At 37.7% G+C, this 26,852-nt stretch carries 25 protein-coding genes and 2 tRNA genes; 19 read left to right on the top strand and 8 right to left on the bottom strand.

The annotated features are described in order from the left end of the window. Nucleotides 1–16 precede the first annotated feature (16 nt). The 10 genes from QF004_RS04540 (at nt 17) to QF004_RS04495 (ending at nt 6,306) form a co-directional block, all read left to right on the top strand. Nucleotides 17–904, top strand: a complete 888-nt coding sequence (locus tag QF004_RS04540) for a decaprenyl-phosphate phosphoribosyltransferase (protein WP_133440951.1) — start codon at nt 17–19, stop codon at nt 902–904. Next, nucleotides 901–2,214, top strand: coding sequence for an FAD-binding oxidoreductase (locus QF004_RS04535; protein ID WP_307423243.1), 1,314 nt, complete (start codon nt 901–903; stop codon nt 2,212–2,214). The genes QF004_RS04540 and QF004_RS04535 overlap by 4 nt, the downstream gene beginning before the upstream one ends. Before the next feature lie 64 nt (nt 2,215–2,278). Beyond that, entirely contained in the window at nt 2,279–3,004 is a 726-nt protein-coding gene (locus QF004_RS04530) for an SDR family NAD(P)-dependent oxidoreductase (RefSeq protein ID WP_307423241.1), read from the top strand. A 62-nt stretch (nt 3,005–3,066) separates the two neighbouring features. Beyond that, complete coding sequence (locus QF004_RS04525) at nt 3,067–3,654, top strand: HAD-IB family hydrolase (RefSeq protein WP_307423238.1); 588 nt, start codon at nt 3,067–3,069, stop codon at nt 3,652–3,654. Between the two features lie 40 nt (nt 3,655–3,694). Then, nucleotides 3,695–4,870, top strand: a complete 1,176-nt coding sequence (locus QF004_RS04520; RefSeq protein WP_307423234.1) for a cysteine desulfurase family protein — start codon at nt 3,695–3,697, stop codon at nt 4,868–4,870. A gap of 70 nt (nt 4,871–4,940) precedes the next feature. Then, on the top strand, nt 4,941–5,258 hold the full coding sequence (gene trxA / locus QF004_RS04515) for a thioredoxin (protein ID WP_133440946.1): 318 nt from the start codon (nt 4,941–4,943) through the stop codon (nt 5,256–5,258). A 223-nt stretch (nt 5,259–5,481) separates the two neighbouring features. Next, nucleotides 5,482–5,555, top strand: a tRNA-Asp gene (locus tag QF004_RS04510). Between the two features lie 63 nt (nt 5,556–5,618). Continuing rightward, a tRNA-Asp gene (locus QF004_RS04505) sits at nt 5,619–5,692 on the top strand. A 37-nt stretch (nt 5,693–5,729) separates the two neighbouring features. Then, entirely contained in the window at nt 5,730–5,969 is a 240-nt protein-coding gene (locus tag QF004_RS04500) for a GIY-YIG nuclease family protein (RefSeq protein WP_133440830.1), read from the top strand. Between the two features lie 97 nt (nt 5,970–6,066). Continuing rightward, on the top strand, nt 6,067–6,306 hold the full coding sequence (locus QF004_RS04495) for a GIY-YIG nuclease family protein (RefSeq protein WP_133440829.1): 240 nt from the start codon (nt 6,067–6,069) through the stop codon (nt 6,304–6,306). Between the two features lie 137 nt (nt 6,307–6,443). On the opposite strand, the gene QF004_RS04490 is transcribed toward QF004_RS04495, so the two are convergent. Then, the gene (locus tag QF004_RS04490; protein WP_307423229.1) at nt 6,444–8,600 is read right to left on the bottom strand and encodes an outer membrane beta-barrel family protein; all 2,157 of its coding nucleotides are present in this window, start codon (nt 8,598–8,600) and stop codon (nt 6,444–6,446) included. Between the two features lie 410 nt (nt 8,601–9,010). On the opposite strand from QF004_RS04490, the gene QF004_RS04485 reads away from it, so the two are divergent. From QF004_RS04485 to apaG, 6 genes are all read left to right on the top strand, one after another. Next, nucleotides 9,011–10,279, top strand: a complete 1,269-nt coding sequence (locus QF004_RS04485; RefSeq protein ID WP_307423226.1) for a glucose-1-phosphate adenylyltransferase — start codon at nt 9,011–9,013, stop codon at nt 10,277–10,279. 84 nt (nt 10,280–10,363) lie between these two features. Next, nucleotides 10,364–11,401 (top strand): polyketide cyclase, encoded by a 1,038-nt coding sequence (locus tag QF004_RS04480; RefSeq protein ID WP_307423223.1) that lies wholly within the window; start codon nt 10,364–10,366, stop codon nt 11,399–11,401. A 101-nt stretch (nt 11,402–11,502) separates the two neighbouring features. Continuing rightward, complete coding sequence (locus tag QF004_RS04475) at nt 11,503–14,310, top strand: 2-oxoglutarate dehydrogenase E1 component (RefSeq protein ID WP_307423220.1); 2,808 nt, start codon at nt 11,503–11,505, stop codon at nt 14,308–14,310. Nucleotides 14,311–14,318: 8 nt separating this feature from the next. Then, a complete protein-coding gene (locus QF004_RS04470) occupies nt 14,319–14,885 on the top strand; it encodes a hypothetical protein (protein WP_307423217.1) in 567 nt (188 codons plus the stop codon). 26 nt (nt 14,886–14,911) lie between these two features. Further along, nucleotides 14,912–16,138: a 2-oxoglutarate dehydrogenase complex dihydrolipoyllysine-residue succinyltransferase gene (gene odhB, locus QF004_RS04465; RefSeq protein ID WP_307423214.1), complete on the top strand. Its 1,227-nt coding sequence runs from the start codon at nt 14,912–14,914 to the stop codon at nt 16,136–16,138. Nucleotides 16,139–16,220: 82 nt separating this feature from the next. Beyond that, complete coding sequence (gene apaG, locus QF004_RS04460; RefSeq protein WP_307423212.1) at nt 16,221–16,607, top strand: Co2+/Mg2+ efflux protein ApaG; 387 nt, start codon at nt 16,221–16,223, stop codon at nt 16,605–16,607. A gap of 13 nt (nt 16,608–16,620) precedes the next feature. Here apaG and QF004_RS04455 read toward each other — a convergent pair whose 3' ends face one another. Genes QF004_RS04455 through QF004_RS04430 form a run of 6 tightly spaced genes read right to left on the bottom strand, consistent with a single transcriptional unit; the run spans nt 16,621 to nt 22,133 of the window. Continuing rightward, the gene (locus QF004_RS04455; protein WP_307423209.1) at nt 16,621–17,178 is read right to left on the bottom strand and encodes a 3'-5' exonuclease; all 558 of its coding nucleotides are present in this window, start codon (nt 17,176–17,178) and stop codon (nt 16,621–16,623) included. Between the two features lie 45 nt (nt 17,179–17,223). Further along, nucleotides 17,224–17,994: an alpha/beta hydrolase gene (locus QF004_RS04450; RefSeq protein WP_307423206.1), complete on the bottom strand. Its 771-nt coding sequence runs from the start codon at nt 17,992–17,994 to the stop codon at nt 17,224–17,226. Continuing rightward, nucleotides 17,995–19,287, bottom strand: coding sequence for a hemolysin family protein (locus QF004_RS04445; protein WP_307423204.1), 1,293 nt, complete (start codon nt 19,285–19,287; stop codon nt 17,995–17,997). A gap of 54 nt (nt 19,288–19,341) precedes the next feature. Next, a complete protein-coding gene (locus QF004_RS04440; protein ID WP_307423201.1) occupies nt 19,342–20,205 on the bottom strand; it encodes an alpha/beta hydrolase in 864 nt (287 codons plus the stop codon). Between the two features lie 54 nt (nt 20,206–20,259). Continuing rightward, nucleotides 20,260–21,222, bottom strand: a complete 963-nt coding sequence (locus QF004_RS04435; protein WP_307423605.1) for a glycosyltransferase family 2 protein — start codon at nt 21,220–21,222, stop codon at nt 20,260–20,262. A gap of 35 nt (nt 21,223–21,257) precedes the next feature. Continuing rightward, the gene (locus QF004_RS04430; RefSeq protein ID WP_307423198.1) at nt 21,258–22,133 is read right to left on the bottom strand and encodes a lysophospholipid acyltransferase family protein; all 876 of its coding nucleotides are present in this window, start codon (nt 22,131–22,133) and stop codon (nt 21,258–21,260) included. A gap of 82 nt (nt 22,134–22,215) precedes the next feature. Here QF004_RS04430 and QF004_RS04425 point away from each other — a divergent pair, with 82 nt between their 5' ends. Beyond that, nucleotides 22,216–22,806, top strand: coding sequence for a thioredoxin family protein (locus QF004_RS04425; RefSeq protein WP_307423195.1), 591 nt, complete (start codon nt 22,216–22,218; stop codon nt 22,804–22,806). A 207-nt stretch (nt 22,807–23,013) separates the two neighbouring features. Here the strand turns inward: QF004_RS04425 and QF004_RS04420 are convergent, their stop codons facing one another. Then, the gene (locus QF004_RS04420; RefSeq protein WP_307423192.1) at nt 23,014–24,375 is read right to left on the bottom strand and encodes an aldehyde dehydrogenase; all 1,362 of its coding nucleotides are present in this window, start codon (nt 24,373–24,375) and stop codon (nt 23,014–23,016) included. A 134-nt stretch (nt 24,376–24,509) separates the two neighbouring features. On the opposite strand from QF004_RS04420, the gene QF004_RS04415 reads away from it, so the two are divergent. Continuing rightward, nucleotides 24,510–25,316 carry an SDR family oxidoreductase gene (locus QF004_RS04415; protein ID WP_133440817.1) on the top strand — a complete coding sequence of 269 codons (807 nt, stop codon included), beginning with the start codon at nt 24,510–24,512 and terminating at the stop codon, nt 25,314–25,316. Nucleotides 25,317–25,372: 56 nt separating this feature from the next. Then, nucleotides 25,373–26,800, top strand: coding sequence for an adenylosuccinate lyase (gene purB / locus QF004_RS04410; RefSeq protein ID WP_307423187.1), 1,428 nt, complete (start codon nt 25,373–25,375; stop codon nt 26,798–26,800). The last annotated feature ends 52 nt before the right edge of the window (nt 26,801–26,852 follow it).

Raw genomic sequence — 26,852 nt, 5'->3', positions numbered from 1 at the left:
ATAGAATTTTAGATGAATGAAGAAATACTTAAAACTGCTTCGCATAGAGCAGTGGGTCAAAAATAGTTTTGTTTTTTTGCCGCTCTTTTTTTCGGGCAATATTACCCATTTTGATTTGTTAGTCAGAAGTATTTTTGCTTTTATCATGTTTTCCTTGGTCGCCAGCAGCATTTATATCATTAATGATTATTCTGATATCGAATCCGACCGAAAGCATCCTGACAAAAAAGACCGTCCGCTGGCAAGTGGCGCCATCTCAAAATCAACTGCCAGGATTATTTTAATCATCCTTCTGTCTTTGATAGCTGTTTTAATGTTCCTAAGCCGGGATTTTTTATTGGATAACTTCTGGAAATTCGCAAGTATTATCGGTTTTTATTTCGTGATGAATTTGGCATATACGTTTAAACTAAAGCACGTTGCGATTGTAGATGTCATGATTATTTCCATTGGTTTTGTACTCCGGGTATTAGCCGGCGGTTATGCTACCGGAATTTTAATTTCGCAGTGGGCCATTTTGCTTACTTTTGTTTTGGCCTTGGTTTTAGCAATCGGAAAACGGAGAGGTGAACTGATCAACGCTCAAATATCGGGGAGAACAAGAAAATCGCTGGACGGCTACAATGTTCAGTTTGCCGACATCGCACTTTCAATAAGTTGTGCTTTGGCAATCGTCTGTTATCTCATGTTTACCCTTTCGCCGGAAGTTCAGCAGCGGTTCCATCCCAGAGTTTTTTATACGGTCATCTTTGTTGTTTTTGCTTTTTTACGTTATTTACAGCAGACTCTGGTTTATAACAAAACCGAATCACCGACCAAAATTATTTATAAAGACCGATACATCCAGGTTACTTTGATGCTTTGGTTGGCGGCGTTTTTATTACAAATTTATTTCAAAAAATGAAACCAGATTACAAACAGACCGTGACGAACTGGGGGAATTTTCCCGTGGTGGAAAAAGAAATGAAGTCCGAAGATTCGCCTGCTAAAATTAAAGAATATGTCCGCGATAATCACGACATCATCGCCAGAGGAAATGGCAGATGTTACGGTGACGCAGCACTTTCTGAAAATATATTTTCTACCAAAAGACTGAATAAGTTCATCAGTTTCGACCGTTTGAACGGAATCATCGAATGTGAATCCGGCGTGCTGCTTTCCGACGTTTTAGAAGTCATTGTTCCGCAAGGTTACTTTCTTTTTGTAACGCCGGGCACTAAATTTATTACGGTTGGTGGAGCAATTGCTTCTGATGTTCACGGTAAAAACCATCATGCAGAAGGCTGTTTCTCAGAATATGTAATTGAATTTTCTTTAATGAACGAAAAAGAAGAAATCCTCAATTGCTCGAGAAGTGAAAATCCCGGGAAATTCTGGGCAACAATAGGCGGAATGGGATTAACGGGAATTATCCTTTCTGCTAAATTTAAATTGAAAAATATTGAAAGTTCTTATATCCGCCAGGAAAGCATTAAGGCAGAAAATTTAGATGAAATTTTTAAATTATTTGACGAAAGTGAATCCTGGACTTATAACGTGGCCTGGATTGACTGTCTCCAAAAAGATAAAAACTTGGGCAGAAGTGTGATGATGCGCGGCGAACACGCTTTTAAACATGAACTGCCAAAGAAATTACAGGACAATCCTTTAAAACTGAAGAAAATCAGCAGCCCGTCAGTTCCGTTCTACTTTCCCAATTTTGTGCTGAATCGCCTTACCGTGAAGTTCTTTAACTTTTTGTATTACAGTAAACAGAAGAAAAAAGACGTTAAAAATTTCGTGCATTATGAACGATTTTTTTATCCTCTGGATATCGTGAGCGACTGGAACCGGATCTATGGAAAAAAAGGATTTATCCAGTATCAATTGGTGATCCCCAAAGAAAGAGGAAAAGAAGGAATGAAGAAAATTCTGGAAACCATCGCCAAAAGTGGAAACGGATCTTTTCTCGCAGTTTTAAAATTATTTGGAAAAGATCAGCCGGAAGCCTATAATTCGTTTCCGATGGAAGGTTATACTTTGGCTTTGGATTTTAAAGTCAATTCGAAACTGAAGAAACTGGTCGCTCAGCTCGATGATATTGTTGAAGAATTTGGCGGCAGAATCTATTTAACCAAAGATTCGATGAGCAAATCATCGCTGACCAATTATCTGCAAAATGTTCAGAATCCGAAATTTGTTTCCATGCAGCAAAAGAGAATTCACAATCAATAATCTTCGGAATTAAGTAAGTTTAAAAAGCATTCAGACTCCACATCCAGAAATTACACAATAAACTATGATCGTTTTAGGAAGCAATTCAGAAGTTGCCCAGGCCTTTGTTGAGAAAACTTTAAGTGCGGGTGAAAAATTTGCGAAAATATTTCTCTTTACTTCTGATAAAGAAACCACCGAGAAATTTGCCAAACATCTTGAGGTAAAATATGTTCAGCAGTCAGAGATTATCGAACTCGATTTGCTGCGGCCAGTGGATTATACCACTTTTGATGAAATCACTTCGGATCTGCTCTTTTGCGCAACCGGATATCTCGGCGAAGGAACAGAAGAAGGGCTGTACGATAACAGGAATACGGAGAAAATCATCGATATCAATTATGCGAAATTGATTCCTGTTCTTAATTTTTTCGCGAGTAAAATGGAGCGGCAGAGATCCGGAACCATGATCGTTCTTTCATCGGTCGCAGGAGAACGCGGGCGGCAAAGCAACTTTATTTACGGAAGTGCAAAAGCCGGTTTAACGGCCTATTTAAGTGGATTGAGAAATTACCTGTTCAGCAAGAAAGTTCATGTTCTTACCGTAAAGCCCGGTTTTATGGCCACGAAAATGACCGAAGGACTGCCGCTGAATCCTAAACTGACTGCAAGCCCAAAACAGGCAGCGGAAGAAATTTACAGCGCCTATAAAAATAAAAAAAATGAGGTCTATGTTCTGCCGGTTTGGAGTATTATCATGGTAATCATCAAAAATATTCCGGAGTTTATTTTTAAGAAATTAAAACTTTAGTACGATAAAAAACAGTCCGGAATTTTAGGAGAGAATTAACTGAAACGTATTTTTAAAAACAAATGAAAAAATTATATTGCTTTGATTTTGACGGAACATTAACGTATAAAGACACCATGTTTCTGTATCTCAAATTCTATAATGCTTCAAAATTCAGAAGACAGTTTATTAAACATATTCCGCTTTTTACTTTGTTGAAATTAAATCTTTTAGAGGCAGAAAAAGTGAAAAAGAGTTTTATTTCTTCAGTTCTCAAAGGAGAGAAGCGGGAGGAAATTGAAAAAAAATCACAGCAGTTTTTTGATCAGTATTATCCTGAAATCTTTAGGGAGAATGCATTGGAATTCATTGAAAATATCGATCATTCACAAACAGACTGTTATATCGTTTCTGCTTCACTCGATATTTGGGTGAAACCTTTTGCAGAAAAATTCAACATGAATCTGCTGTCCACACAGGCAGAGTTTAAAGATGAAATCTTCACCGGAGATTTTGTAGGAAGCAACTGCAATGGCAAAGAAAAAGTAAACCGAATAGAAAAAGCAATATCAGACAAAAAATACGATAAAACCATCGCTTTCGGTGATACTTCCGGTGATCAGGAAATGATGGATTGGGCAAATGAAGCTCAGTTTAAATTTTTTCATTAATTTTAAAGTCTGAAAAATCTAAAAAAAAGGAAAAGTAAAAATGAATAAAATTTATTTGGATAATGCTGCGACAACGCCGCTCTCAGAAGAGGTTATCGATGCAATGGTGTCTGTTTTGAAAAACAATTATGGGAATCCATCATCCACCCACAGTTTTGGTCAGGAAGCCAAAATACTCATCGAAAACGTGAGAAGAGAGATTGCAGATTATCTGAAAGTGAGTCCGGCAGAAATAATTTTCACTTCCTGCGGGACAGAATCCAATAACATGATTATAAAATCGTGTGTCGATCATTTGGGAGTAGAGCGGATTATTACCTCGCCTCTGGAGCACAAATGCGTGGCAGAAACGGTCTTAGATATGAAGAAAAGAAGAGGAGTGGAAGTGGCTTATCTCCGTCCTGATAAAAAAGGAGATGTGAGTTTGGAGCAGCTGGAAAATCTACTGAAAAGTTCTGACAAGAAAACTTTGGTCACCTTGATGCATGCCAATAACGAAATAGGAAATCTGCTTGACATCAAAAAAGTAGCGCAGCTTTGCAAGGAAAACAACGCGTTATTCCATTCGGACACGGTGCAGTCGATGGCACACATGGATTTGGATTTCTCCGATATTCCTGTAGATTTTGCTTCATGCAGCGCTCATAAATTCCATGGACCCAAAGGAAGTGGTTTTGCATTCATCAGAAAAGCTTCAGGCTTAAAAGGAATTATCACCGGTGGTCCCCAGGAAAGAAGCTTACGGGCAGGAACAGAAAACGTCTGCGGAATCGTAGGTCTGGGAAAAGCCCTGGAGATTTACCTGAAAAATATGGACAGTTACGCCAATCATATCAAAGAAATTAAACAATATACCATCGATCAGCTTTCTCAGAAAATCGAAGGCGTAAAATTCAACGGCAGAAGCGCAGAAATGGACAACAGTTTATATACGGTGCTCAGTGTACTGCTGCCTTTCAAAGATCCGATGATCGGGTTAAAATTGGATATGAAGGGAATTGCAATTTCCCAGGGGAGCGCATGTTCTTCGGGAGCGGCAAAACCTTCTATGGTGATGATGATGGTGGTAGATGAAGAAGAGATGGATCATACAACGCCTTTAAGGGTTTCTTTCAGCCATCTTACCACCAAAGAAGAGATCGACGCTTTGGTTGATGCTTTAGTAGAAATCGCAAAAAGTTTTCAAATAGAAAAAGCAAATATTGAACATAGATAAACGAAGACTTGAATTAACAGGAATATCGTAAATTTGTACACTGATAAATTAATTTAAAATAGATAAAAAAATGGCATTAGAAATTACAGATCAATCATTTCAGGAAATGGTTTTGAATTCAGATAAACCGGTATTGGTAGATTTTTGGGCAGTATGGTGTGGACCGTGTAGAACACTGGGCCCGATTATCGAAGAAGTAGCGGCTGATTTCGAAGGAAAAGCAGTAGTAGGAAAAGTAGATGTAGATAACAACCAACAGGTTTCTGTAGACTACGGAATCAGAAATATTCCTACGGTTTTGATTTTCAAAAATGGAGAAGTGGTTGATAAAATTGTAGGAGTAGCTTCAAAAGAAGTAATCTCTGAAAAATTATCAGCACATTTATAAAAAATAAATTGCTTGAAAATGAGTGCTTTCCTTATCAGGAGAGCATTTTTTTTAAAAAACATTTGCAGGCTGTAATAAAAGTTGTACTTTTGCAGTCATCAAAAAGAAAGGAGTTCTTACAAACAAAGATAATACGGTCATTCAAGTGGTAGAAACGCCAGTCATCCCGATAAGGTTGGCAGGACGCATTCAAATCACAACTGATTGATCAGTGCATAAAAAAGATCCGGTAGTTCAGCTGGTTAGAATGCCGCCCTGTCACGGCGGAGGTCGCGGGTTCGAATCCCGTCCGGATCGCTTTTTATAAATACATTTTATTTATAAAAATTTTAATAAAAGTTTATCATTACTTTAAAAAATGATCCGGTAGTTCAGCTGGTTAGAATGCCGCCCTGTCACGGCGGAGGTCGCGGGTTCGAATCCCGTCCGGATCGCAAATCTCTCAAATTATTTTTGGGAGATTTTTTTTTGATGGAATATTTCGTTTACATACTTTACTCCGCCAGTTTGGATGTTTATTACAAAGGTTTTTCAACCGATGTGAATAAACGTCTTGAATATCATTTAGATTCCCAACATAAATTTACTTCGCAGGCTAAAGATTGGATTATCGTTTACGTTCAGGAATTTGATGAAAAGAAAGAAGCTTTAAAAGAAGAGAAACGTTTGAAGAAATTAAATCGGAAATCCATCGAGAAGCTGATAGGTTAGCATGCTGCCCTGTCATCTCGTCAGCAGCTGACGAGACGGGTTCGAATCCCGTCCGGATCGCAAATCTCTCAAATTATTTTTGGGAGATTTTTTTTTGATGGAATATTTCGTTTACATACTTTACTCCGCCAGTTTGGATGTTTATTACAAAGATTTTTCAACCGATGTGAATAAACGTCTTGAATATCATTTAGATTCCCAACATAAATTTACTTCGCAGGCTAAAGATTGGATTATCGTTTACGTTCAGGAATTTGATGAAAAGAAAGAAGCTTTAAAAGAAGAGAAACGTTTGAAGAAATTAAACCGGAAATCCATCGAGAAGCTGATAGGTTAGCATGCCGATCTGTCATCTCGTCAGCAGCTGACGAGACGGGTTCGAATACGTCCCATTGCAAGCATAAACTGAAAAACAAAAACCATTCAAATCATGTGATTTGAATGGTTTTTGTTTTTCAGTTTATGAGCTCAGTATTAATTTTTCCCTCCACCACTTTCCTTTTCTACATTCCTTTTGGTGCTTTCTTTTACTTTTTGGTTCCCAAAGCGTTTTACGAATGAGAGGTTGACACCATACCAGTCCCATTGGTTTACATTTCTAAAGGTTCCGATTGGTGAATAAGTAATATAGTCGTTTCCTGGTCTCTGGAAGATATTATTGAAACGGATTCCCGTTTCCATCTGCCTTTCTGGGAAAAGTTTTGTCGCACCGAAGCTGTGGAAGAAATTCATTTTGTTACCCACAGAATTGCCCCAGTTTTGCGAGTGCAGGCCAAACCAGCCATTGAGATTGATGTTTTTATTAAAAAGGTTTGTGTAGGAAAAGTTCGTTGAACCACTGAAATTAATGATATTATCTTTCATCCCTACAAAATTGTTCCGTTGTTTAAAGTCGCTGTTATCGACATAGCTGACTCCCAAGTTAAGGTTGATGTTGAGTTTGTTTTTCAGAAAATTCTGATTCGTATTGGCATAAAGAGAGTAGTTATTGATTCTGCCGTAATAAGTGGTAGGCATCATAATCGTTTTGTCATCTTCTATGAGATAAGAGGTCCAGTAATCCTGATTGGTAGTAGAGAAGTTTGCCGAAATGAAATATTTCTTGTAAAGTCCTAATTTTAATCCGAATCTGTCATTAGGGTTGGGTTGCAAGTCCATATTCCCGCGCCGGTAAGTTCCGTTTTCTGTCGGCATTAAAAAAGGATTGAATTCTGTGTACCAGGGACGCCATAGACTGTGTTTGTAGGTTGCAGTTAAGTTATAGTTGTCATTAAAAGAATATTTTACAAGCAAATCAGGCATCAGTGTTCCGTATGAATCACGTTTTTCAACAGTTCCCACCTCCTGTTTTACCGTGAAATTGATGTATTCGTACCTTAAACCGATTCGTGTCTCCAGCTTTTTGAAAAAGGTTCTGCTGAAATTAGCGTATAGAGAATTCAGGTTTTCATCATACCGAAAGGTATTGCTTCTCGAGCCGTCCAGTGCCCAGGTATTATTTTGATAATTAAAATAATAAAATGGCATCACATTATTCCGGAAATTCATTTTACCGCCAAACTCTAGTTGATTGCCATCTTTACCTATGGGTTGCGAGTAATCGACTTTTAAATAATATTCACGGTTTTTGTTATCCGCCATTGTTCTTATTCCTTCGAAAGCTGATGCATCCCATACAGTCGAGTGAATACTGTTATTATGGTTGCTGTCGTAATTAATTCCTGCATTGAGGTCCAGTATTCTGTTCTTCTCTTTATCATAGTATTTATAAAAAATATTGCTGCCTACAAACCTATTTTTACCGTCTGAATCAACCGTTTTGGTATAATATTTTTGCAGAATATCATTAAGGAAATAATCTCCTCTTGCATCGGAAACCGCACTGTTATTTGAACCGTAATATTCCACGACTATTCCCACATTATTCTTATCGTCCAGCTCAAATTCTGTAGATGAGGAAGCGGAGGGTGATTTCCAGTTACTGTTGTTTTCAGAGGTTATTTTGGTCAGGGAGTTGTCTGCATAAATCAGGTTTTCGTTATAGCTTTTCATTACATTATTGTTGTTGCCGAAACTCCCGCTGAGTGACTGTGTAAATCTTTTGCTGTGGTAATTGAGGTTGAGGCTCGAGGATTGTGAGTTTTTATAACTTTGGGAATTATTCATTGAAACGCTTCCTTTTAGTCCCTCATTATCATTTTTTTTAAGAACGATGTTAATGACGGCTCCGGAAGTTTCGTATTTTGCAGAAGGACTGGTGATTACCTCTATCTTCAAGAGATTATCTGCAACGATGGTTTTTAAATATTCTTTCAGTTCCTTTCCTGTGAATACAGATTTTCTGTCATTGATGTATACGGTAACATTGCTGCCTTCTGCCTGAACATTATCATTGTTGTCGATATTGACCAAAGGGGTCATCCGGAGGACGTCCCAGGTAGTGTTTCCGGTAAGAATGGCGCTGTTCGCCACGTTGAAAACCGTTCGGTCTGCCTTGCTTTCTATAGTGGGTTTGCGGGCAATTAAAACGACCTCTTTTATATTTTCGGTTTTGGCTGAATCCGCATTTGCCTCCTGTGCGAAGGAAAAGCCGCCACAAAACATGACCGCTGCAGTAAAATTTTTCATCATAGTTTTCACTTAATATTAATTAGACAACAAAAGATACAGTTATGTTACATTGGCTGAAGTTTATTTAAAAATGGGTTTTTTCGGAAGTTTGCGACTTTGAGGTAAAAAACGTCTTTGTATTGAGACGGCTTCCTTTGTTTAATCCTGTCCGAAGTTCTTTGTAAGGAATTAATTCTAAATATTCCCCTTAGGTTGTCTTTTAGCTTTTGGTCTGAAATTTGAAATAATATTTTTTAAGCCCGCTTTTTACAATTTCAAATTTCCCTTCTCATGACCTTGTTGGTTTTAAGTTTATTATTCAAATATAATAGGAATAATAGCGTTAATCATGCTGTTTTATTTTGATTAGTACAGGAAAAATGGTAATATTGTTAAGCAACATTATTATTAATCTATTAAAATAAAAGTATATGAAACCCAGTGTTATTTCAATTGTCCTAGGTGGTGGCAGAGGGACGAGGTTGTCGCCTTTAACCCATAGCCGCTCAAAACCGGCGGTTCCTATTGCCGGAAAGTACAGGTTGGTGGATATTCCTATTTCCAATTGTCTTAACTCGGGTTTTAACCGGATGTTGGTGCTGACTCAATTTAATTCAGCTTCACTGAACTCACACATCAAGAACTCATACCATTTCGATACTTTCAGCAAAGGTTTTGTAGATATTTTGGCAGCAGAGCAAAATATTGAAAGCGATGCTTGGTATCAGGGTACAGCAGATGCCGTGCGTCAGTCGATGAAGCATCTGGATAAATATGATTATGACTATATCCTCATTCTTTCGGGTGATCAGCTTTATCAAATGGATTTTCGGGAAATGATCGACTTTCACTGCCGGAATAAAGGAGATATTACCATCGCAACGATTCCTGTAAATTCTAAGGATGCGCCTGGATTTGGTATTTTGAAATCTGACGAAGAAGGAAATATTACTTCATTTATAGAAAAACCTTCCGGCGACTTATTGCATGACTGGAAATCTGAAGTATCAGACAAGAATAAAGCAGAAGGTAAAGAATATCTGGCCTCAATGGGGATCTACGTTTTCAATAAAAACGGGTTGAAGAAAATGTTTGATGAAGACGCCGGTGATGATTTCGGTGGCGAATTAATTCCCAACGGTATTGGCAAATATAAAACACTGAGTTTTCAATATGATGGCTATTGGACTGACATTGGAACCATACAGTCGTTCTTTGATGCAAATTTGGATTTAACCACCGATTTTCCGAAATTTAACTTATTCAGCAAATCGCCCATTTATACGAGAGCCAGAATGTTGCCACCATCCAAAATTTTAGGATCTTATGTGAGTAAAGCGGTTTTCGGCGATGGATGTATTGTGATGGCAGATAAAATAGAAAATTCAATTGTGGGGAACAGAAGCCGCATTGACAAAGGAAGTACCATCATGAATTCCTATATGATGGGTGCTGATTTTTATCAGGATACTCAGGAAATTGTTTCAAATGATAGAGACGGGATTCCTAATCTGGGTGTGGGGAAATACTGTTATATCGAGCAGGCGATTCTTGACAAGAATTGCAGGATCGGTGATAATGTCAGAATAATTGGAGGCAAGCATTTGCCTGATGGTGATTTTGAAAACCATTCCATTAAGGATGGAATTGTCATTGTTAAAAAGAATGCAGTGATTGCGCCCGGAATTCAAATTTCTTAAGAAAGTTCATTTTTAAATAAAACGACACGGCACTATTTTGGTGACCGTGTTTTTTTTGCGCGTCTTTTTGCCTATTTTTGCCCCATGCGTTGGTTAAAATTCGGAATTATTATCGTTGTGTTTTTTGGAGCAGTTTATGCTGTCTCAATGACTTTTGTGGATGAAAGCAAAAATTTCACCCTTGAAAAAGAAATAAATTATCCTGTAGATAAAGTGTTTCCGCAATTTAATAATTTGCAGAATTTCACCAGATGGAATTCTTTTTTTGCAGATCATAAAAATTTGTCGGTACAATACTTTACGCCCTATGAAGGGAAAGGAAGTGCAATGAGTTTCCGTGACCGAAAAGATGAGGCTGTCTTCGGAGATTTTTTTATCCGGTATGAAAATCCCGGGCAAACTCTTAAATACCAATTATTCGAAGGCCGAAAAAATACGCCCTACGAAATCGACCTTAAGTTTATTCCTGAAAAAGATAAAACCAGAATTATTTGGTACGTGCGTACTCCAAAACAATCTTTTTTAAAGAGATCTTTGAATTTGATTTCAGAAGATTTTTGGGTAAGCAATATTGATAAAAGCATGAAAAATCTTTATCAGATTTTAGGAAATAAAGTAAATAAAGAAACTCAGCTCGAAAGTTTAAAATTCGACAGCCTAATGGTTGAGCAGCAGGAAAATCAATTACTTTTGGGAATTAATGTGACGACGAAAAATGTAAAAGATGCGCTTTTCAAAAACATTGTTATCAATCACAACAAGGTGATGAACTATGTGAAAATGGATTTGGGTAAAAAAGAGGATGAATATGGCGAGCCGATCTTAATTAATGATGCGGATAATTATAAAGATAAAGAAGTCTCTTATTTTTACGGAATTCCGGTTTCAAAAAAAGAAGCGGTTACCGATAATAATTTTAGTTTTAGAACTTTAAAAAAAGGCACGTATTACGTAATCTTCTATAAGGGAAATTACGAAGGCAGAATAAGGGCAATTCAGCAACTTTTAACAAAAGCAAAACAGGATACCATGCGAATTGGTGATTTGCAGCAGACTTTTTTAGAAGAGCCAGTTGTTGATAATAAAACGGTTATGAAGTTATCTCTGCCGGTTTACAAATAATTTGTCGTTATCCCTTTTTTAACCATTTTTAGGCTTTAGTACTTCACTTATTTTTGTTAAATTTGTTCTTTAAATAAAAATAAACAGATAATTTGTAAATAATGGACAAATTTTCATTCCTAAACGCTGCTCATTCGCAGTTAATAGAAGACTTATACCAACAATATTTAAAGTTTCCTGATTCGTTAGAGCCTTCCTGGAAAGCATTTTTTCAGGGATTCGATTTCGCTTTAGCGGGATATGGTGATGATTTTGGGGGAAATTCGGGCCCGTCACAGGTTTCAACACCAGTGCAGTTTGCTCAGCAAGCTTCTGCAAATGGTCAGATTCCTGCAGATATTCAGAAAGAATTTCAGGTTCTCAATCTGATCGAGGCTTACAGACACCGTGGTCATCTCTTTACCAATACCAATCCGGTGAGACAGAGAAGGCATTACGAACCCACTTTAGCCATTGAAAATTTTGGTCTAACGGCGGCAGACTTATCCCGAAAGTTTAATTCTGCGACGACTACAGGTCTTCCGAATGCGATGACGCTTCAGGAGCTCATTGATCATCTCGAAAAGATTTATTGCAAATCGATCGGCGTGGAATACATGCACATTAATAATATCGCTGAGCGCAAATTTATTAGAGAATGGTTGCAGGTTAATGAAAACCATCCGAAATTAAATGCTGCAGAGAAGATAGAGATTTTAGAAAAACTCAATCAGGCAGTTGCTTTTGAAAATTATCTTCATACCAAATTCGTCGGACAAAAAAGATTCTCTCTGGAAGGAGGGGAATCATTGATTCCGGCATTGGATCAGCTGATTACGCGTTCATCGCAGTTAGGCGTTGATGAAGTGGTTTTAGGAATGGCGCACAGAGGCCGATTAAATGTTTTAACCAATATTTTCGGTAAATCTTACAAGCAGATTTTCTCGGAATTTGAAGGGAAAGAATTTGAAGAAGATGTGTTTTCCGGTGACGTAAAATACCACTTAGGTTCTTCCAAGATTATAAAAACTGAAAATGGGGAGGAGGTAGCGATCAATTTAACACCCAACCCATCGCACTTAGAAACGGTTGCAGCCTTGGTAGAAGGAATTTGCCGTGCAAAAGTAGATAACAAATACAAAGATTTCAAGAAAGTCTTACCGATCATTATTCATGGTGACGGCGCGATTGCCGGACAGGGAATCGTATACGAGGTGGCTCAAATGATGACTTTGGAAGGATACAGAACGGGTGGAACCGTACATGTTGTAGTGAACAATCAAGTTTCATTTACCACGAATTTCTTAGACGCGCGTTCATCCAACTACTGTACTGATGTTGCCAAAGTGACCGAATCACCGGTAATGCACGTGAATGCTGATGATGTAGAAGCGGTTGTACACGCGATCCGCTTCGCAGCAGATTTCCGTGCGCAGTTTGGTAAAGATGTCTATATCGATCTTTTAGGATACAGAAAATACGGGCATAACGAAGGGGATGAACCGAGATTTACACAACCTAATCTGTATAAATCAATTTCAAAACATCCTAACCCGAGGGAGATTTACAAAGAACAGCTGATTAAAGAAGGAATGCTTTCTGATGAGGTTCTGAAGAATATGGAAACTTCTTTCAAGAAACTTTTAGATGCAGATTTTGACGCGTCGAAAGAAATTGAAAAAAACACCATGGATCCTTTTATGTCTGATGATTGGAAGACTTTGCCAATGTCTGGTAAAGGCGCGGTTTACAATACTGTTGATACTAAATTCGATACTAAAGAATTAAAGGATTTAGCCATCAGAATGTCAACTTTACCAGGCGACAAAAAATTCATTAATAAAGTAACGCGTCTTTTTGAGAACCGAATCAAAGCGATCGAAGGAAATACTTTGGACTGGGCAATTGGTGAGTGGTTAGCGTACGCAACATTACTTACAGAAGGTCACAATATCAGAATTTCAGGGGAAGATGTCGAACGGGGAACTTTCTCGCACCGTCACGCTTTAGTGAAAACCGAAGATACCGAAGAAGAATATATTCCATTAAGACACATTTCCGAAAACCGTTTCGATATTTATAACTCGCACCTTTCAGAATACGGAGTGCTTGGTTTCGATTACGGTTATGCAATGGCTTCTCCCAATACCTTAACGGTTTGGGAAGCACAGTTTGGTGACTTTGTTAATGGAGCGCAGATCATTATTGACCAGTATTTGGTGGCAGCAGAAGAAAAATGGAAGATCCAGAACGGTTTGGTCATGCTTCTTCCGCATGGTTACGAGGGGCAGGGTGCAGAGCATTCTTCCGCAAGATTAGAAAGATTCTTAGGACTTTGTGCCAATGAAAATATGGTCGTTGCCAATGCGACAACACCGGCAAATTACTTCCATTTGTTGAGAAGACAGATGAAGTGGAACTTTAGAAAACCTTTGGTAGTAATGACTCCGAAATCGTTATTGCGTCATCCAAAAGTAATTTCAACCATCGAAGATTTAGCCAACGGACAGTTCCAGCCCATCATTGATGATGAAACTGCCAACGCAGAAAAGGTTGAAAAATTAGTCCTCTGTTCAGGTAAAATTTACTATGAACTTTTAGCGAAGAAAGAAGAATTGAACTGCGAAACTATTGCATTGGTGAGAATGGAGCAGTTGTATCCGCTTCAGCAAGACAAAATCGATGAGGTTTTTGCAAAATACAGCAACAGAAAACAGTTACTTTGGGTTCAGGAGGAACCGGAGAATATGGGAGCCTGGGGTTATATTTTAAGAAACTTCCGCGATACAGGAATTCAGGTTGTTGCTGCGGTACCAAGTGGTTCACCAGCGCCGGGAAGCCATAAAATGTTTGAGAAAAATCAAAACAGCGTAATCAACAGAGTTTTTGATAGAAATGATGAGCCGGCAAAAAGGCCGGTAACCGCTTAATTCCGATAATGAAAAAGGTGTTTTTATTTTTATGCTTTTCATTTTCTGTACTGGCTTTTTCGCAGAATATTCAGTCTGATATCGAAAGTCAGTTTAGAGATTACAGTTCTTTAATTGAAAATAAAAACTTTGGTAAAGCCCTTGATATTTACGGTAATGAAGATTTTTTGAAAATTTTTCCAAAAGAACAGGTGATTGCTGTGATGGATCAGATGTTCAATTCTAAAGATTTTGACTTAAAGATTCATCAACCCGAAAATGTGATTGTAAGCACTGAAATCATTAAAGATAAAAATAATACTTTCGTTAAATTAAGTTACAGACAAAACCTGGAGATGAAGTTCAATATGCCCGGTCTAAAATCAGGACAGCTACTTTCGGCATTGCAGGCAGAATTTGGAAACGGACAGGTAGATTATAAAGAAAGTAGCGGACTTTTTGAAGTAAGAACGGTAAGAGAAGCGGTGGCCAATTCTGCCGATTTAAAAAACTGGAAGTTCATCATCATAGAAAAAAAACAAATTCCGATTCTCAAACAGTTTATCCCGGAATCGTTGTTAAGATCATTAAATTAATAAACAAAAAATAAAAAATATATCCGATGTCAATATTAGAAATGAAAGTCCCTTCTCCGGGAGAATCGATCACCGAAGTTGAAATCGCGACGTGGTTAGTAAAAGACGGCGATTATGTAGAGAAGGATCAACCCATCGCAGAAGTAGATTCTGATAAAGCAACCCTTGAATTACCTGCTGAAGAAAGCGGCACCATCACGCTGAAAGCAGAAGAAGGTGAAGTAGTACAAGTTGGTCAGGTCGTATGTTTAATCGATACCTCCGCCGCAAAACCTGAAGGTTCAGCTCCCGCTCAACCGGAAGCAAAAGCAGCAGAGCCGGCAAAAGTGGAGGCCCCGAAAGTGGAAGCAAAACCTGCAGCAACCTATGCAACAGGAACCCCTTCACCAGCGGCTAAGAAAATCTTAGACGAAAAAGGAGTGGAGGCTTCTCAAGTAAGCGGTTCTGGAAAAGACGGTAGAATTACCAAACAGGACGCTGAATTTGCTTCGGTTCCGGCAATGGGATCAATTTCTGCTACCAGCGGTTCCAGAGCATCCAGCACCACTAAACTTTCTGTATTAAGAAGAAAAGTGGCAGCAAGATTGGTGAGCGTGAAAAATGAAACAGCGATGTTGACTACTTTTAACGAAGTGGATATGTCGGAAATTTTCAGAATCAGAAAACAATATAAAGAAGAATTTGCACAGAAACACGGTGTTGGTTTAGGATTTATGTCTTTCTTTACCAAAGCGGTTACCAGAGCATTGAAATTATATCCGGACGTAAACGCTTCTATAGACGGCGATTATAAAATCAATTATGATTTCTGCGATATTTCGGTAGCGGTTTCTGGTCCAAAAGGATTGATGGTGCCGGTCCTGAGAAATGCAGAAGATATGTCTTTCAGAGGGGTGGAAAGTAATATTAAATCTTTGGCAGAAAAAGTGAGAGATGGCAAAATTACCGTTGACGAAATGACCGGCGGTACCTTTACGCTTACCAATGGCGGTACGTTCGGATCGATGATGTCGACGCCGATTATCAACCCGCCACAGTCAGCGATTCTGGGAATGCACAATATCCTTCAAAGACCTATGGCAATTGATGGTCAGGTTGTCATCCGTCCGATGATGTATGTGGCATTGTCTTATGACCACAGAATTATCGATGGCAAAGAATCGGTAGGATTCCTCGTTGCAGTAAAAGAAGCGATAGACAATCCTGTTGAATTCTTATTAGGAGGAGATGAAAGAAAAGGACTGGAACTTTAATTAATTTAAAGATTTTAACGAATTATATAAATCCCGTCTACATAGGCGGGATTTTTGCTTTGTTTCATTTAAAATTTGAATAATGTTTTCAACTACTACTTTCGATATTAAAGTTTCTGTTGTTCCGCAATATGATATCAAAAACAGTTTTCCGGCCGAGAACCGTTTCGTCTTCCGTTATAATATCAGCATCGAAAATTTAGGACGGGACACCATAAAGTTAATGAGTAGAAAATGGCTGATTTTTGATCTGGGCTATGGCTTTACCGAAGTAGCCGGAGAAGGAGTGATCGGTTTAACGCCGATTATTGAACCCGGCGATAATTTCACCTATTTTTCAAATGTTTTACTGCGCTCGGGCGTGGGCAATATGTCCGGTACTTTCTACTGTAAAAATCTGCTGACCGATGAAACATTAGAAGTAGAAGTCCCTAAATTCAATTTGGTTTCAGAAGTTTTGAATAATTAAAATGAAAATAATCTTACAAGATTTTCAGATTTTTCTTCATCACCTCCGTTACTTCATCATTTCTTGTAAGCATTAAATTATCGAATGCCAAAAGCGATATTTTGGCACATACTTCCGCATCGGCACCAGCTCTGTGATGCTTGAACTGAATATTATGCTGTTCCGCTAAATTTTTCAATCCGTATCTCGGTAGATTTTTCCACGATTTTTTGGCTAATGAAATACTGCATAAGTAATTCAGTTTTGGTTTAAAGAAACCATAATAATCCAGACAGGAACGCAAAACTCCGGCATCGAAACCGGCATTGTGAGCGATCATCAGATTGCCGTACATCAAACTTTCCGCTTCATGCCAAATCTCATCAAAGGTCGGCGCATCTTGAACTTCTTTTGGCGTAATTCCGTGAACGTCGATATTCCTGGGATGAAAATAAGGGTAGCTTGGCGGTTTGATGAGCCACGTTTTGGTAGAAACGATTTCGCCATTCTCCACTATACAGATTCCCATTTCACATGCAGAATTTCTTTCGTGAGTTGCAGTTTCAAAATCAATGGCGCAGAAATCGATCATAAGAAGGTATTTTATTTTAAAGGATTCAGATTTTTATCAAAAATTTCAGTCACCTAATATTTTTTTCATTTCCGTCAAAAATAAGTCATAATTAATTAAATTGTCGTGATTTCCGCCAGGAATTTCAATAAATTTTTTTTCAACCTCAGGTTGCGCTTTTTTAAAGACCTCAAACAGTTTTTTACCGGATGTAAAAGGAACGACCTTATCTTTTGTCCCGTGAAACTGATAGAGCGGGACTTTTACTTTACAGATGTTTTCATTGGATGAAAAATGATACGTCATTCTTGGTGAAACTTTATCGGTTACTTTTTCGGGCAGCCAACGGTTGACAATGTCCTGAATGTTGAAAAATGTCGCTTCTAAAATCACTGCTTTAGGATGATTATCGGAAGCAATTTTTATGGCAAATGCTCCACCTAAACTTCTTCCGTACACCACCGTTTTATTTTCACCATAATGTTCTTTTGCAAAATCATAGCAGAATTGCGCATCAGAATAAAGGAATTCTTCATTTCGCGGCCCCGTACTTTTACCGTAACCGCGATAATCCATGATCAGAACATCATACCCGAACTGCGTGTATTCATGGGCGATTTTTCCCCACCGGTGAATATTGGCAGAATTTCCATGAAAGTAAATGATCACGCCTTTCGGGTTTTCGATTTTAAAATGAAGGACATTTATTTTGCCTTGAAAAGGAGTATCCCAAATGTATTCATCGAATTTTTTCTCAAAAATAAATTCATGAGTCTGTGGCAAAACTATGGGAAAAAAAACTACTTTTTCCTGTAAATATTGTAATAGTTTTCCCATTTAATGATGCGGTAAAGGAGTTGTTCTGGTTATCAGAATTTTATCGACACGCTGCCGGTCCTTGTCGATAATTTCCAACTCGAGATCTTCAATTCTTATTTTGTCTCCCACTTCCGTAGAACCGTTGTGTTGGTTGAGAAAAAAGCCCACCAAGGTGGTATAATTTTCCTTATTTTCAAATTCATAATCCAGATCAAAATATTTTAAGAATTCTATGATAGGAAACTGGGCATCTGCCAACCAGGAATTTTCGCTCCGCTGCGTAATTCTGTAATCAAAATTTTCATTGGTTGTAGTATCTCCCACCAACGCATCCAATACATCATGCATGGTTACGATACCCACTGTATTTCCGTATTCATCGATGACGATTCCGTAATGGTTTTTTTCTTTCTTGAAAATTTCCAGTACTTTGTATGCATAATAATTTTCGTTGAGAAAAATAGGTTGCCGTACATGCTTTCTTAAGTCAAAATGTAAAGGATCCTCAATAGGAAATAAATCTTTCATCAAGACAATTCCGATGATATTATCCAGATTATTTCCCTCTGTAACGGGATATGCATCGTGCTTTTCTTTTTTTATTTTAGTGAGAACATTTTCTAAACTTTCATTGACATTGAAAAAAGTGATGGCTGTTTTATGCGTTAGAAGCGTGTTGATTTTTCGGTCTCCCAGTTCGAAAACCCTTTCTACAATATTGTGTTCTATCTGATCAATTTGCCCTTCCAGAGCACTTTCTTTAACAATCGATTTTATTTCTTCTTCGGTAATGTTGCTTTCTGATGTATTCTTTATTCCCAACATTTTCAATAATAAATTATTCGACAGGGTTAACAATAAAACAAAGGGTGAGGCGATTTTAGATAAAATGTCCATCGGTTTTGCGAGCAGGGTAATAATGCGCTCTGGAAAAGTCATAGCGATTCTTTTCGGTAACAGTTCTCCGAGAAGAATTGACAGATAAGTAATGAAAATAACGATTGCCATCGTTGCCAATGTTTTCGAATAAGGCTGGATAACCGCAAACTGATCCAGAAAACTTTTAAAATCACTGCTGAGATTTGCACCGGAATAAACCCCCAGTAGAACGCCGATCAATGTAATGCCGATTTGTACCGTCGATAAAAATCGGGTAGGATTTTCTGAAAGTTCAAGCGCTTTCTTGGCTCCTTCACTTCCTTTCCTGCCGGCATTTTCCAATTTAAATTTTCGGGACGAGACAAGTGACATTTCCGACATGGCAAAAACTCCGTTAAGTAAAACAAGTAAAATAATGATAAGTAATTCCATTAAATTTTAATATTTATTACAAAGTTAATTTTTTTGATTGTAGGACTGTATTTTTTATTTCCGGTGCGAATAACCCAGACTTGTCTTTGCCGAATCGATGACAATCTTTTTTTCTTCGAAAATTTCTTCCATCACGCGGTGGTACTCTTCAAACTGATGAATATTAATATGTCCCGCTCCTAGAATAACATACAGTCTTGTCCGTTCAGGATTTATTTCCGACAGATCGACCGCTGTGCGGAGTGGAACCAATCGGTCATCGCTCCCATGAATAATTTTAATCGGACAGCGTACATTTTTTAAATATTGAAAAGTCGGAATATTATAACGTAGAAAGGGTTTCGCCGGCATAAAGGGGAGATAACGGTGAATGGTCCGCAACAGGGAATAAAGTGGTGAGGTCAGAATTAACAGCCGTGGATTATTTTTCGACGCAAGCCGTGCTGCAAAACCAGAACCCAGTGAGCGGCCGTACACCACAATTTTATCTTCGCTGAATTGTTGTTTAGCAATATTATAAATGAACTGAGAGTCCCGTTTCATCGCTTCTACAGTCCTTTTTCCTGTGCTTTTTCCGAAACCGCGATAATCCATCATGATGACTTCGTAACCCAATCTGGTGAAATCGATAGCGAATTTTCCCCAACCTTTGATGCTTTTTGTATTTCCTTTCAGATAAAGAACAACGCCTTTGGGCGAATCAACCTGAAAATGCAGGTAATTAATTTTGGCACCGGGCTCGGGTTCTACCGTCTTTTCTTCTGCCTTTAAATTGTCGTAGGCAAATTTAAAATCGGGAGGAAGTTTTTCAGGCTGAAAGAAAAATTTATGTTGAAAAAAATAAATAAAAATCCCGAGTACGAGAATAACCACCGCAATGATGGCAACAGCCAGGTAGATATCTATTTTTATATTCATAACATAAAAGTAGATAAATTTAATTCAAAAAACAGAAAAGAAAGTGGTAAAAAATTAAAGAAAGTTTTTAAATACCAACCATTTATCCTGATAAAATTTAGAAATCTGGCTGTTCTGGCGGAGTTTTACCGTTTGGGGAATCTGGGCATAAAATGAAAAATGTGCCCTGATTACCGCCCAGAAATGCGATATTCCGTTTTTGTAACCCAGGTAAATCCCGGCAAATCCGTCTAAAACCAAACGGAATGGAATCAGCCAAAGTAAGGTAGAAAGTGGAGTGTTCTTCAAAATCATCGAAAAATTATTCCGGATATTTAAAAAAGTTTTCTGCGGACTTTGTTTATTTAATGTTCCGCCGCCGACATGGTAAACCGTTGATTTTCCTGTATAGAAAATTTTCCTGCCAGAGTTTTTTAAACGCCAGCACAAGTCAATTTCTTCCTGATGCGCAAAGAATCTTGCATCGAAACCATTTTGTGACCAGAAATCTTTTGACCGAATAAAAAAGCAACATCCGGAAGCCCAGAAGATTTCAACTTCGTCATTATATTGTCCGTGATCTTCCTCGATATTTTCAAAAATTCTGCCCCGGCAGTATGGATAGCCGAGATTATCGATCAAACCGCCGCCCGCTCCTGCAAATTCAAAATAATTTCTTCGGTTATAGTCAAGGATTTTCGGTTGAACGGCCGCAATATTTTCATCATTTTTAAAAATAGTTAAAACCGGGATTATCCAGTTTTCAGTCACTTCGACATCAGAATTTAAAAGACAATAAAACTCGTGGTCAATATGTTTTAATCCTTCATTATAGCCTCCTGCAAAACCGTAATTTTTTTCGTTCTGTATGATGGTAACCCGCGGAAAATTTTTCTTTAAAAAAGACACGGAATCATCGCCCGAAGCGTTGTCGATGACATAAATATCAGCGTTTTCAGAATGCCGGATGACGTTGGGAAGAAACTGTTCTAACCAATTTTTACCGTTCCAGTTGAGTATGACGATTGCTAAATCCAATTGATAAAGGCTAATAATTTTAAAGAATTTGAAATTTATTCCTCCATGACTTTTATGGCTTGCTGGTATTTCCATTTTCTGTGGGACCAGAGATAATTGTCGGGTCTTTTATTAATGGTGTTTTCCAACAGATGATGAAATTTTTTCACGACTTCATGCTCAACGAATTTTTCTCCGTCAGGCCTAATCCGGTAATAATTAACCTGATAGAATCCGCGCTTTACTTTTTTCATTTCACAATACACAAAAGCCAGATCCATTCTCAGTGAAAGTTTATCATAACCTACAAAAACGGGCGTTTTCTGATTCAGGAAATTTAAACCGTAGGTTATTTCTGAAACATGGGGTGTTTGGTCTGCAACAAACATATAAACCGAATTGCCGTCATTAGGATTTCTGAAAATATGACGAATAACTTCTTTCGCTTCTAAAGGTTGATTTCCGAACCGGTTCCGAAGACCTTTTATTTTATCTTCCCAAAAGCCGCTCTGCACTTTACGGTAAACAGGAAAACTGTTTTCTTGGGGAATGATGGTCGCCAGTACATTGAACCATTCCCAATTAAAAACATGGCCGGCCAATAGAATAACGTTTTTATTTTCGGATTTGGCTTCATTAAAAACATCCTGATTAAGATGCTGAATCCGTACCCGCAATTCATTAGAAGAAATGGTAAATGATTTAAAGGTTTCTACGATATAATCACAGAAATTGAAGTAAAATTTTTTCTCTATTTTTTTAAGTTCTTCCGGTGATTTTGTGGGAAAAGAATTATGTAGATTTTCCAGTACTGCTTTTCGTCTATAGCCCACAACATAGTAGATCACAAAAAACATGAAATCTGAAAACACATACAAAACCCGGAGCGGAAGTTTTGAAAAAAGCAGGATTATTTTAAAAATAAAATTCATAAAGATTTGCAAATTTAGCGATAATAAACTTTATGATTGGTTCTGTTTTTGTTAATTTGCAGGGAATAAAAATTTAAATACAATGATTAATGTTAATTTGAAGATTTTTGCAGTGGCATCATTACTGATTACTTCCTTGGCATTTTCTCAGAAAACTGAAAATGTTAAGGTAAAAGAAGTTGCTTCTGACAAGACGCTTCTTGTAGAATCAGACAGTACGGCCATTCTGGAAGCCAAGAAAAAAGCTGCAGCCGCAGAAAAAGCAAAACTTCCAAAACCTTATAATGATAAGGAAAATGCAGAAGCTAAAATTGCCGAGTTGGTAAAACAGGCTCAGGCAGAGAACAAAAACATTATTTTGCAGGCCGGTGGAAACTGGTGTATTTGGTGCTTAAGGTTCAATCAGTTTGTACAAACAACGCCGGAACTGAAAAATATTGTCGATGAAAATTATCTCTATTATCATTTGAATTACTCGCCGGAAAATAAAAATGAAAAAGTTTTTGCCCAGTATGGCAAGCCGGGCGAAAAATTCGGTTATCCGGTTTTCGTGGTTTTAGATAAGGATGGTAAACAGATTCATACACAGGACAGTGCAGTATTAGAAGAGGGAAAAGGGTATAGCTTAGAAAAAGTAAAAGCGTTTTTTACCGAATGGGCGCCAAAATCATAAAATAAGAAAGTCCTGTCAAAATGACGGGACTTTTTTACTGCATTATTAAAAATTAATTTTTACTGTAAAAGAGGCAAAAATGCATTTAGAAAAAGAAAGAATTCCTAAATCAAATGCTTATGTAAACTGCTTTTGCAAAGTTTTCAAGTACTTAGGGAAGTGTTTTTTCTTTTATCATTTCTGTGCTAGAAATTACGGTGATTAATGCTATAAAAGTTTCTTAATCCAGGTCAGTTTTTTATCGGTGTATGGTGGATATTTTAAGTCCGGTTCGCCCCAGGTTGCTCTGTTTAGAATGGCTTTCTGGTGAGAAAATGCTTCAAAACCGAATTTGCCGTGATAGTTTCCGATTCCCGAATTTCCGACGCCGCCAAAAGGCAGATAATCATTGCTTAAATGCATTACGACATCATTGATGCAACCACCACCGAAAGATATTTTGGAAATAAAATGTTCCTTCTCCTCAGAATTGTCCGTAAACAGATAGGCAGAAAGCGGTTTTTCGTGCGCAGCGATTTGAAGCAGAGCCTCATTGAAATTTTTAAAAGTTAAAACGGGAAGGATGGGTCCGAAAATTTCCTCCTTCATTACGGCGTCGTCCCATGTAACATTGTGCATGATGGTAGGCTCAATAAATTTTTGCGCTGAGTCCGAATTACCACCGAAAAATACTTTTTCTTTATCAATTAATTTCACCAATCGGTCGAAATTCTTTTCGTTAATGATTCTGGTATAATGTTCAGATTCGGGTTGATAATTAAATTTTTGGATATATGATTTTAAAGAATCCAGGAAGCTGTCTTTTACTTTTTCATCGACTAAAATATAATCGGGTGCGACACAGGTTTGCCCTGCATTCAGGAATTTTCCCCAAACGATTCTTTTGGCCGCCACTTCGAAATTAGTACTGGAAGTCACAATGGCCGGACTTTTTCCGCCCAGCTCCAAAGTTACGGGAGTTAAATGCCTGGCTGCAGCTTCGTAAACGATTTGCCCGACTTTCGGGCTGCCGGTGAAAAATATCTTATCGAATTTCAGTTTCAGAATTTCCGTAATTTCTTCTACACCACCTTCTACAACATATAAATATTCTTTCGGGAAATTCTCATTAATGATTTGAGCCATCGCATGCATCGAATGTGCTGCTATTTCGCTGGGTTTCAAAATACAGGTGTTACCGGCTGCTAAAGCCGCAACCATCGGTGACAGTGAAAGCTGATATGGATAATTCCATGCGCCAATAACCAAAGTACATCCTAAAGGTTCCGCATACACTTTGCTGGATCCCAGTTGATTGGCGAGATTGGTGTGTACGCTTTTTGGTTTTGCTAAAGAATTCAGATTTGTCAGATAATAATCAATGTCTTTCAAAACGAACGAAATTTCAGTTGAATAAGTGTCAAACCTGGATTTACCGAAATCTTTGTAGATGGCTTCATATAATAAATCCTCATTTTTCAGGATGACTTCTTTTAGTTTCTCCAGATACATTTTTCGGAATTTCAGATTTTTGCTTTTCTGACTGTCAAATAATTCCCGCTGTTCGGTTAAAATATCTTTGAAATTCATTACTTTTAATTATTAATTTAATTGTAGTTTAGATTTTGTTATTGACAGTTTAGGCAATAATCAGTATTTAATGAAATTTAGCAACAATTATCAATCCAAACAAATTTACCTTAAATAAATAATATCTTTAAAAAATGGATTTTAAAAATAAAATAGTTCTCATCACAGGCGGCTGCTCCGGAATCGGAAAGATTATGGCCAGAAAATCATTGGAAAGAGGTTGCTCTAAATTGATAATCTGGGACATTAATGAAGACGGTTTAAGTAGAACAAAAGACGAATTCTCCAAGTTGGGCGGTGAAGTTTTCACTTTTAAAGTTGATGTCTCTAACCTGGATGAAATCAAAATTAATGCTCAAAGGGTAAGAACTGAAGTCGGTTCTGTGGATATTCTGATTAACAATGCAGGAATTGTGGTCGGTAAATATTTTCATGAACACACGCACGATCAGATTCAAAAAAGTATGTTGATTAATTCGAATGCTCTGATGCATATTACGTTAGAATTTCTTCCCGGTATGATATCGAAGAATTCTGGTTCCGTTTGCAATATAGCTTCTTCGGCCGGATTGATTTCCAATCCAAAAATGTCTGTTTATGCTGCTTCAAAATGGGCAGTAATCGGTTGGGGCGACAGCGTACGTTTGGAAATGGAACAGTTAAAGAAAAATGTCAGGGTAACCACGATTATGCCATTCTTTATCAATACAGGAATGTTTGACGGGGTGAAATCCAAAGTACTTCCCATTCTGGAGCCTGAAAAAACTTCAGAAAGGATAATTAAAGCCATTGAAAATGAAACGAAAATGTTGGCAATGCCACTTCCATACTGGTTTATTCGTCTTTCGCAAGGTCTTTTACCAATCCCGGCATTTGACTGGGTGATGGAAAATGTTTTTGGAATTTATGACACGATGAAGGAATTTACAGGCCGAAAATAAGTTTTAGACCTCAATATTTTTTCTTAAATTTGTGCAAGTAAAAAGTAAAAGAAAGAATGAATTCCTACAAAAACCCTCTTGAAGAACGCTATTCAAGTGAGGAAATGCTCTATAATTTCTCGCCGAACAACAAGTTCAGAAACTGGCGGAAATTATGGATTGCCCTTGCCGAAATCGAAAAAGATTTAGGGCTTGACATTTCCGATGAGCAGATCGCTCAACTTAAAGAAAATTCCGAAGAAATCGACTACGAAAAAGCAGCGATATACGAGAAGAAATTCCGTCATGACGTGATGGCGCATGTTCACACGTATGGCGATGTTGCTCCTTTAGCAAAAGGAATTATTCACCTTGGTGCCACTTCGGCTTTTGTTGGTGATAATACCGATTTAATTCAGATGCGAGATGGACTTTTGTTGATCAGAAAACAATTGGTCAATGTGATGAAAAATCTGGCTGATTTTGCCATTCAATATAAGGATCTGCCGACTTTAGGATTTACTCATTACCAACCGGCTCAATTGACTACCGTTGGAAAACGGGCGACTTTATGGCTGCAGTCTTTAATTTTAGATTTCGAAGAATTAGAATTTTTCTTAGAAACTTTAAGATTTCGTGGCGTTAAAGGAACAACCGGAACTGCCGCAAGTTTCTTAGAGTTATTTAATGGTGATTATTCCAAAGTAAAGCATCTGGATAAAGAACTTTCAAAGCGTTTTGGTTTTGACAAGGTTTTCGGCGTTTCCGGACAGACTTACGACCGAAAAATTGATGCAAAAGTTGTTGCCTTACTTTCAAATATTGCACAATCTGCCCATAAATTCACCAATGATTTACGTTTGCTTCAGAATTTAAAAGAAATTGAAGAACCTTTCGAGAAAAACCAGATTGGTTCGTCTGCGATGGCATATAAAAGAAATCCGATGCGTTCCGAAAGGATCGGAGCTTTGGCAAAATTCGTGATGTCATTGTCTACAAGTTCAGCAATGGTCGCTTCTACACAATGGTTTGAAAGAACTTTGGATGATTCTGCGAACAAGAGATTGACTATTCCACAAGCGTTTCTTTCAGTTGATGCGATTCTGATGATTTGGAACAATATCATGAACGGAATTGTGGTTTACGAAAACAGAATCCAGAAACATATTATGGAAGAACTTCCGTTTATGGCCACCGAATATATTATTATGGAAGAAGTGAAAGCCGGCGGTGACCGTCAGGAAATTCACGAAACGATTCGGGTTCATTCCATGGAAGCCTCAAAAAAGGTAAAAGAAGAAGGAAAAGAAAATGATCTGCTCGAAAGAATTTTAAATGATCATTCCTTAAAACTGGATAAATCGAAATTAATGGAAGTGCTCGATCCGAAAAACTTCATTGGTTTCGCGCCAATCCAAACCGAGGAATTTATTGAAAATGAGGTAAAGCCGATCTTAGAAAAGTACGCCGAATTAATCGGGTTAAAAGCCGACCTTAAAGTATAAAAATTAATGCAGTCTTTCTTGGCTGCATTTTTTTTAGTGATTTTTTCCAATA

It is taken from the genome of Chryseobacterium sp. MDT2-18 (assembly GCF_030815285.1).
GTDB lineage: Bacteria > Bacteroidota > Bacteroidia > Flavobacteriales > Weeksellaceae > Kaistella > Kaistella salivictor.
This window is presented reverse-complemented; position numbering and strand designations above follow the sequence as displayed.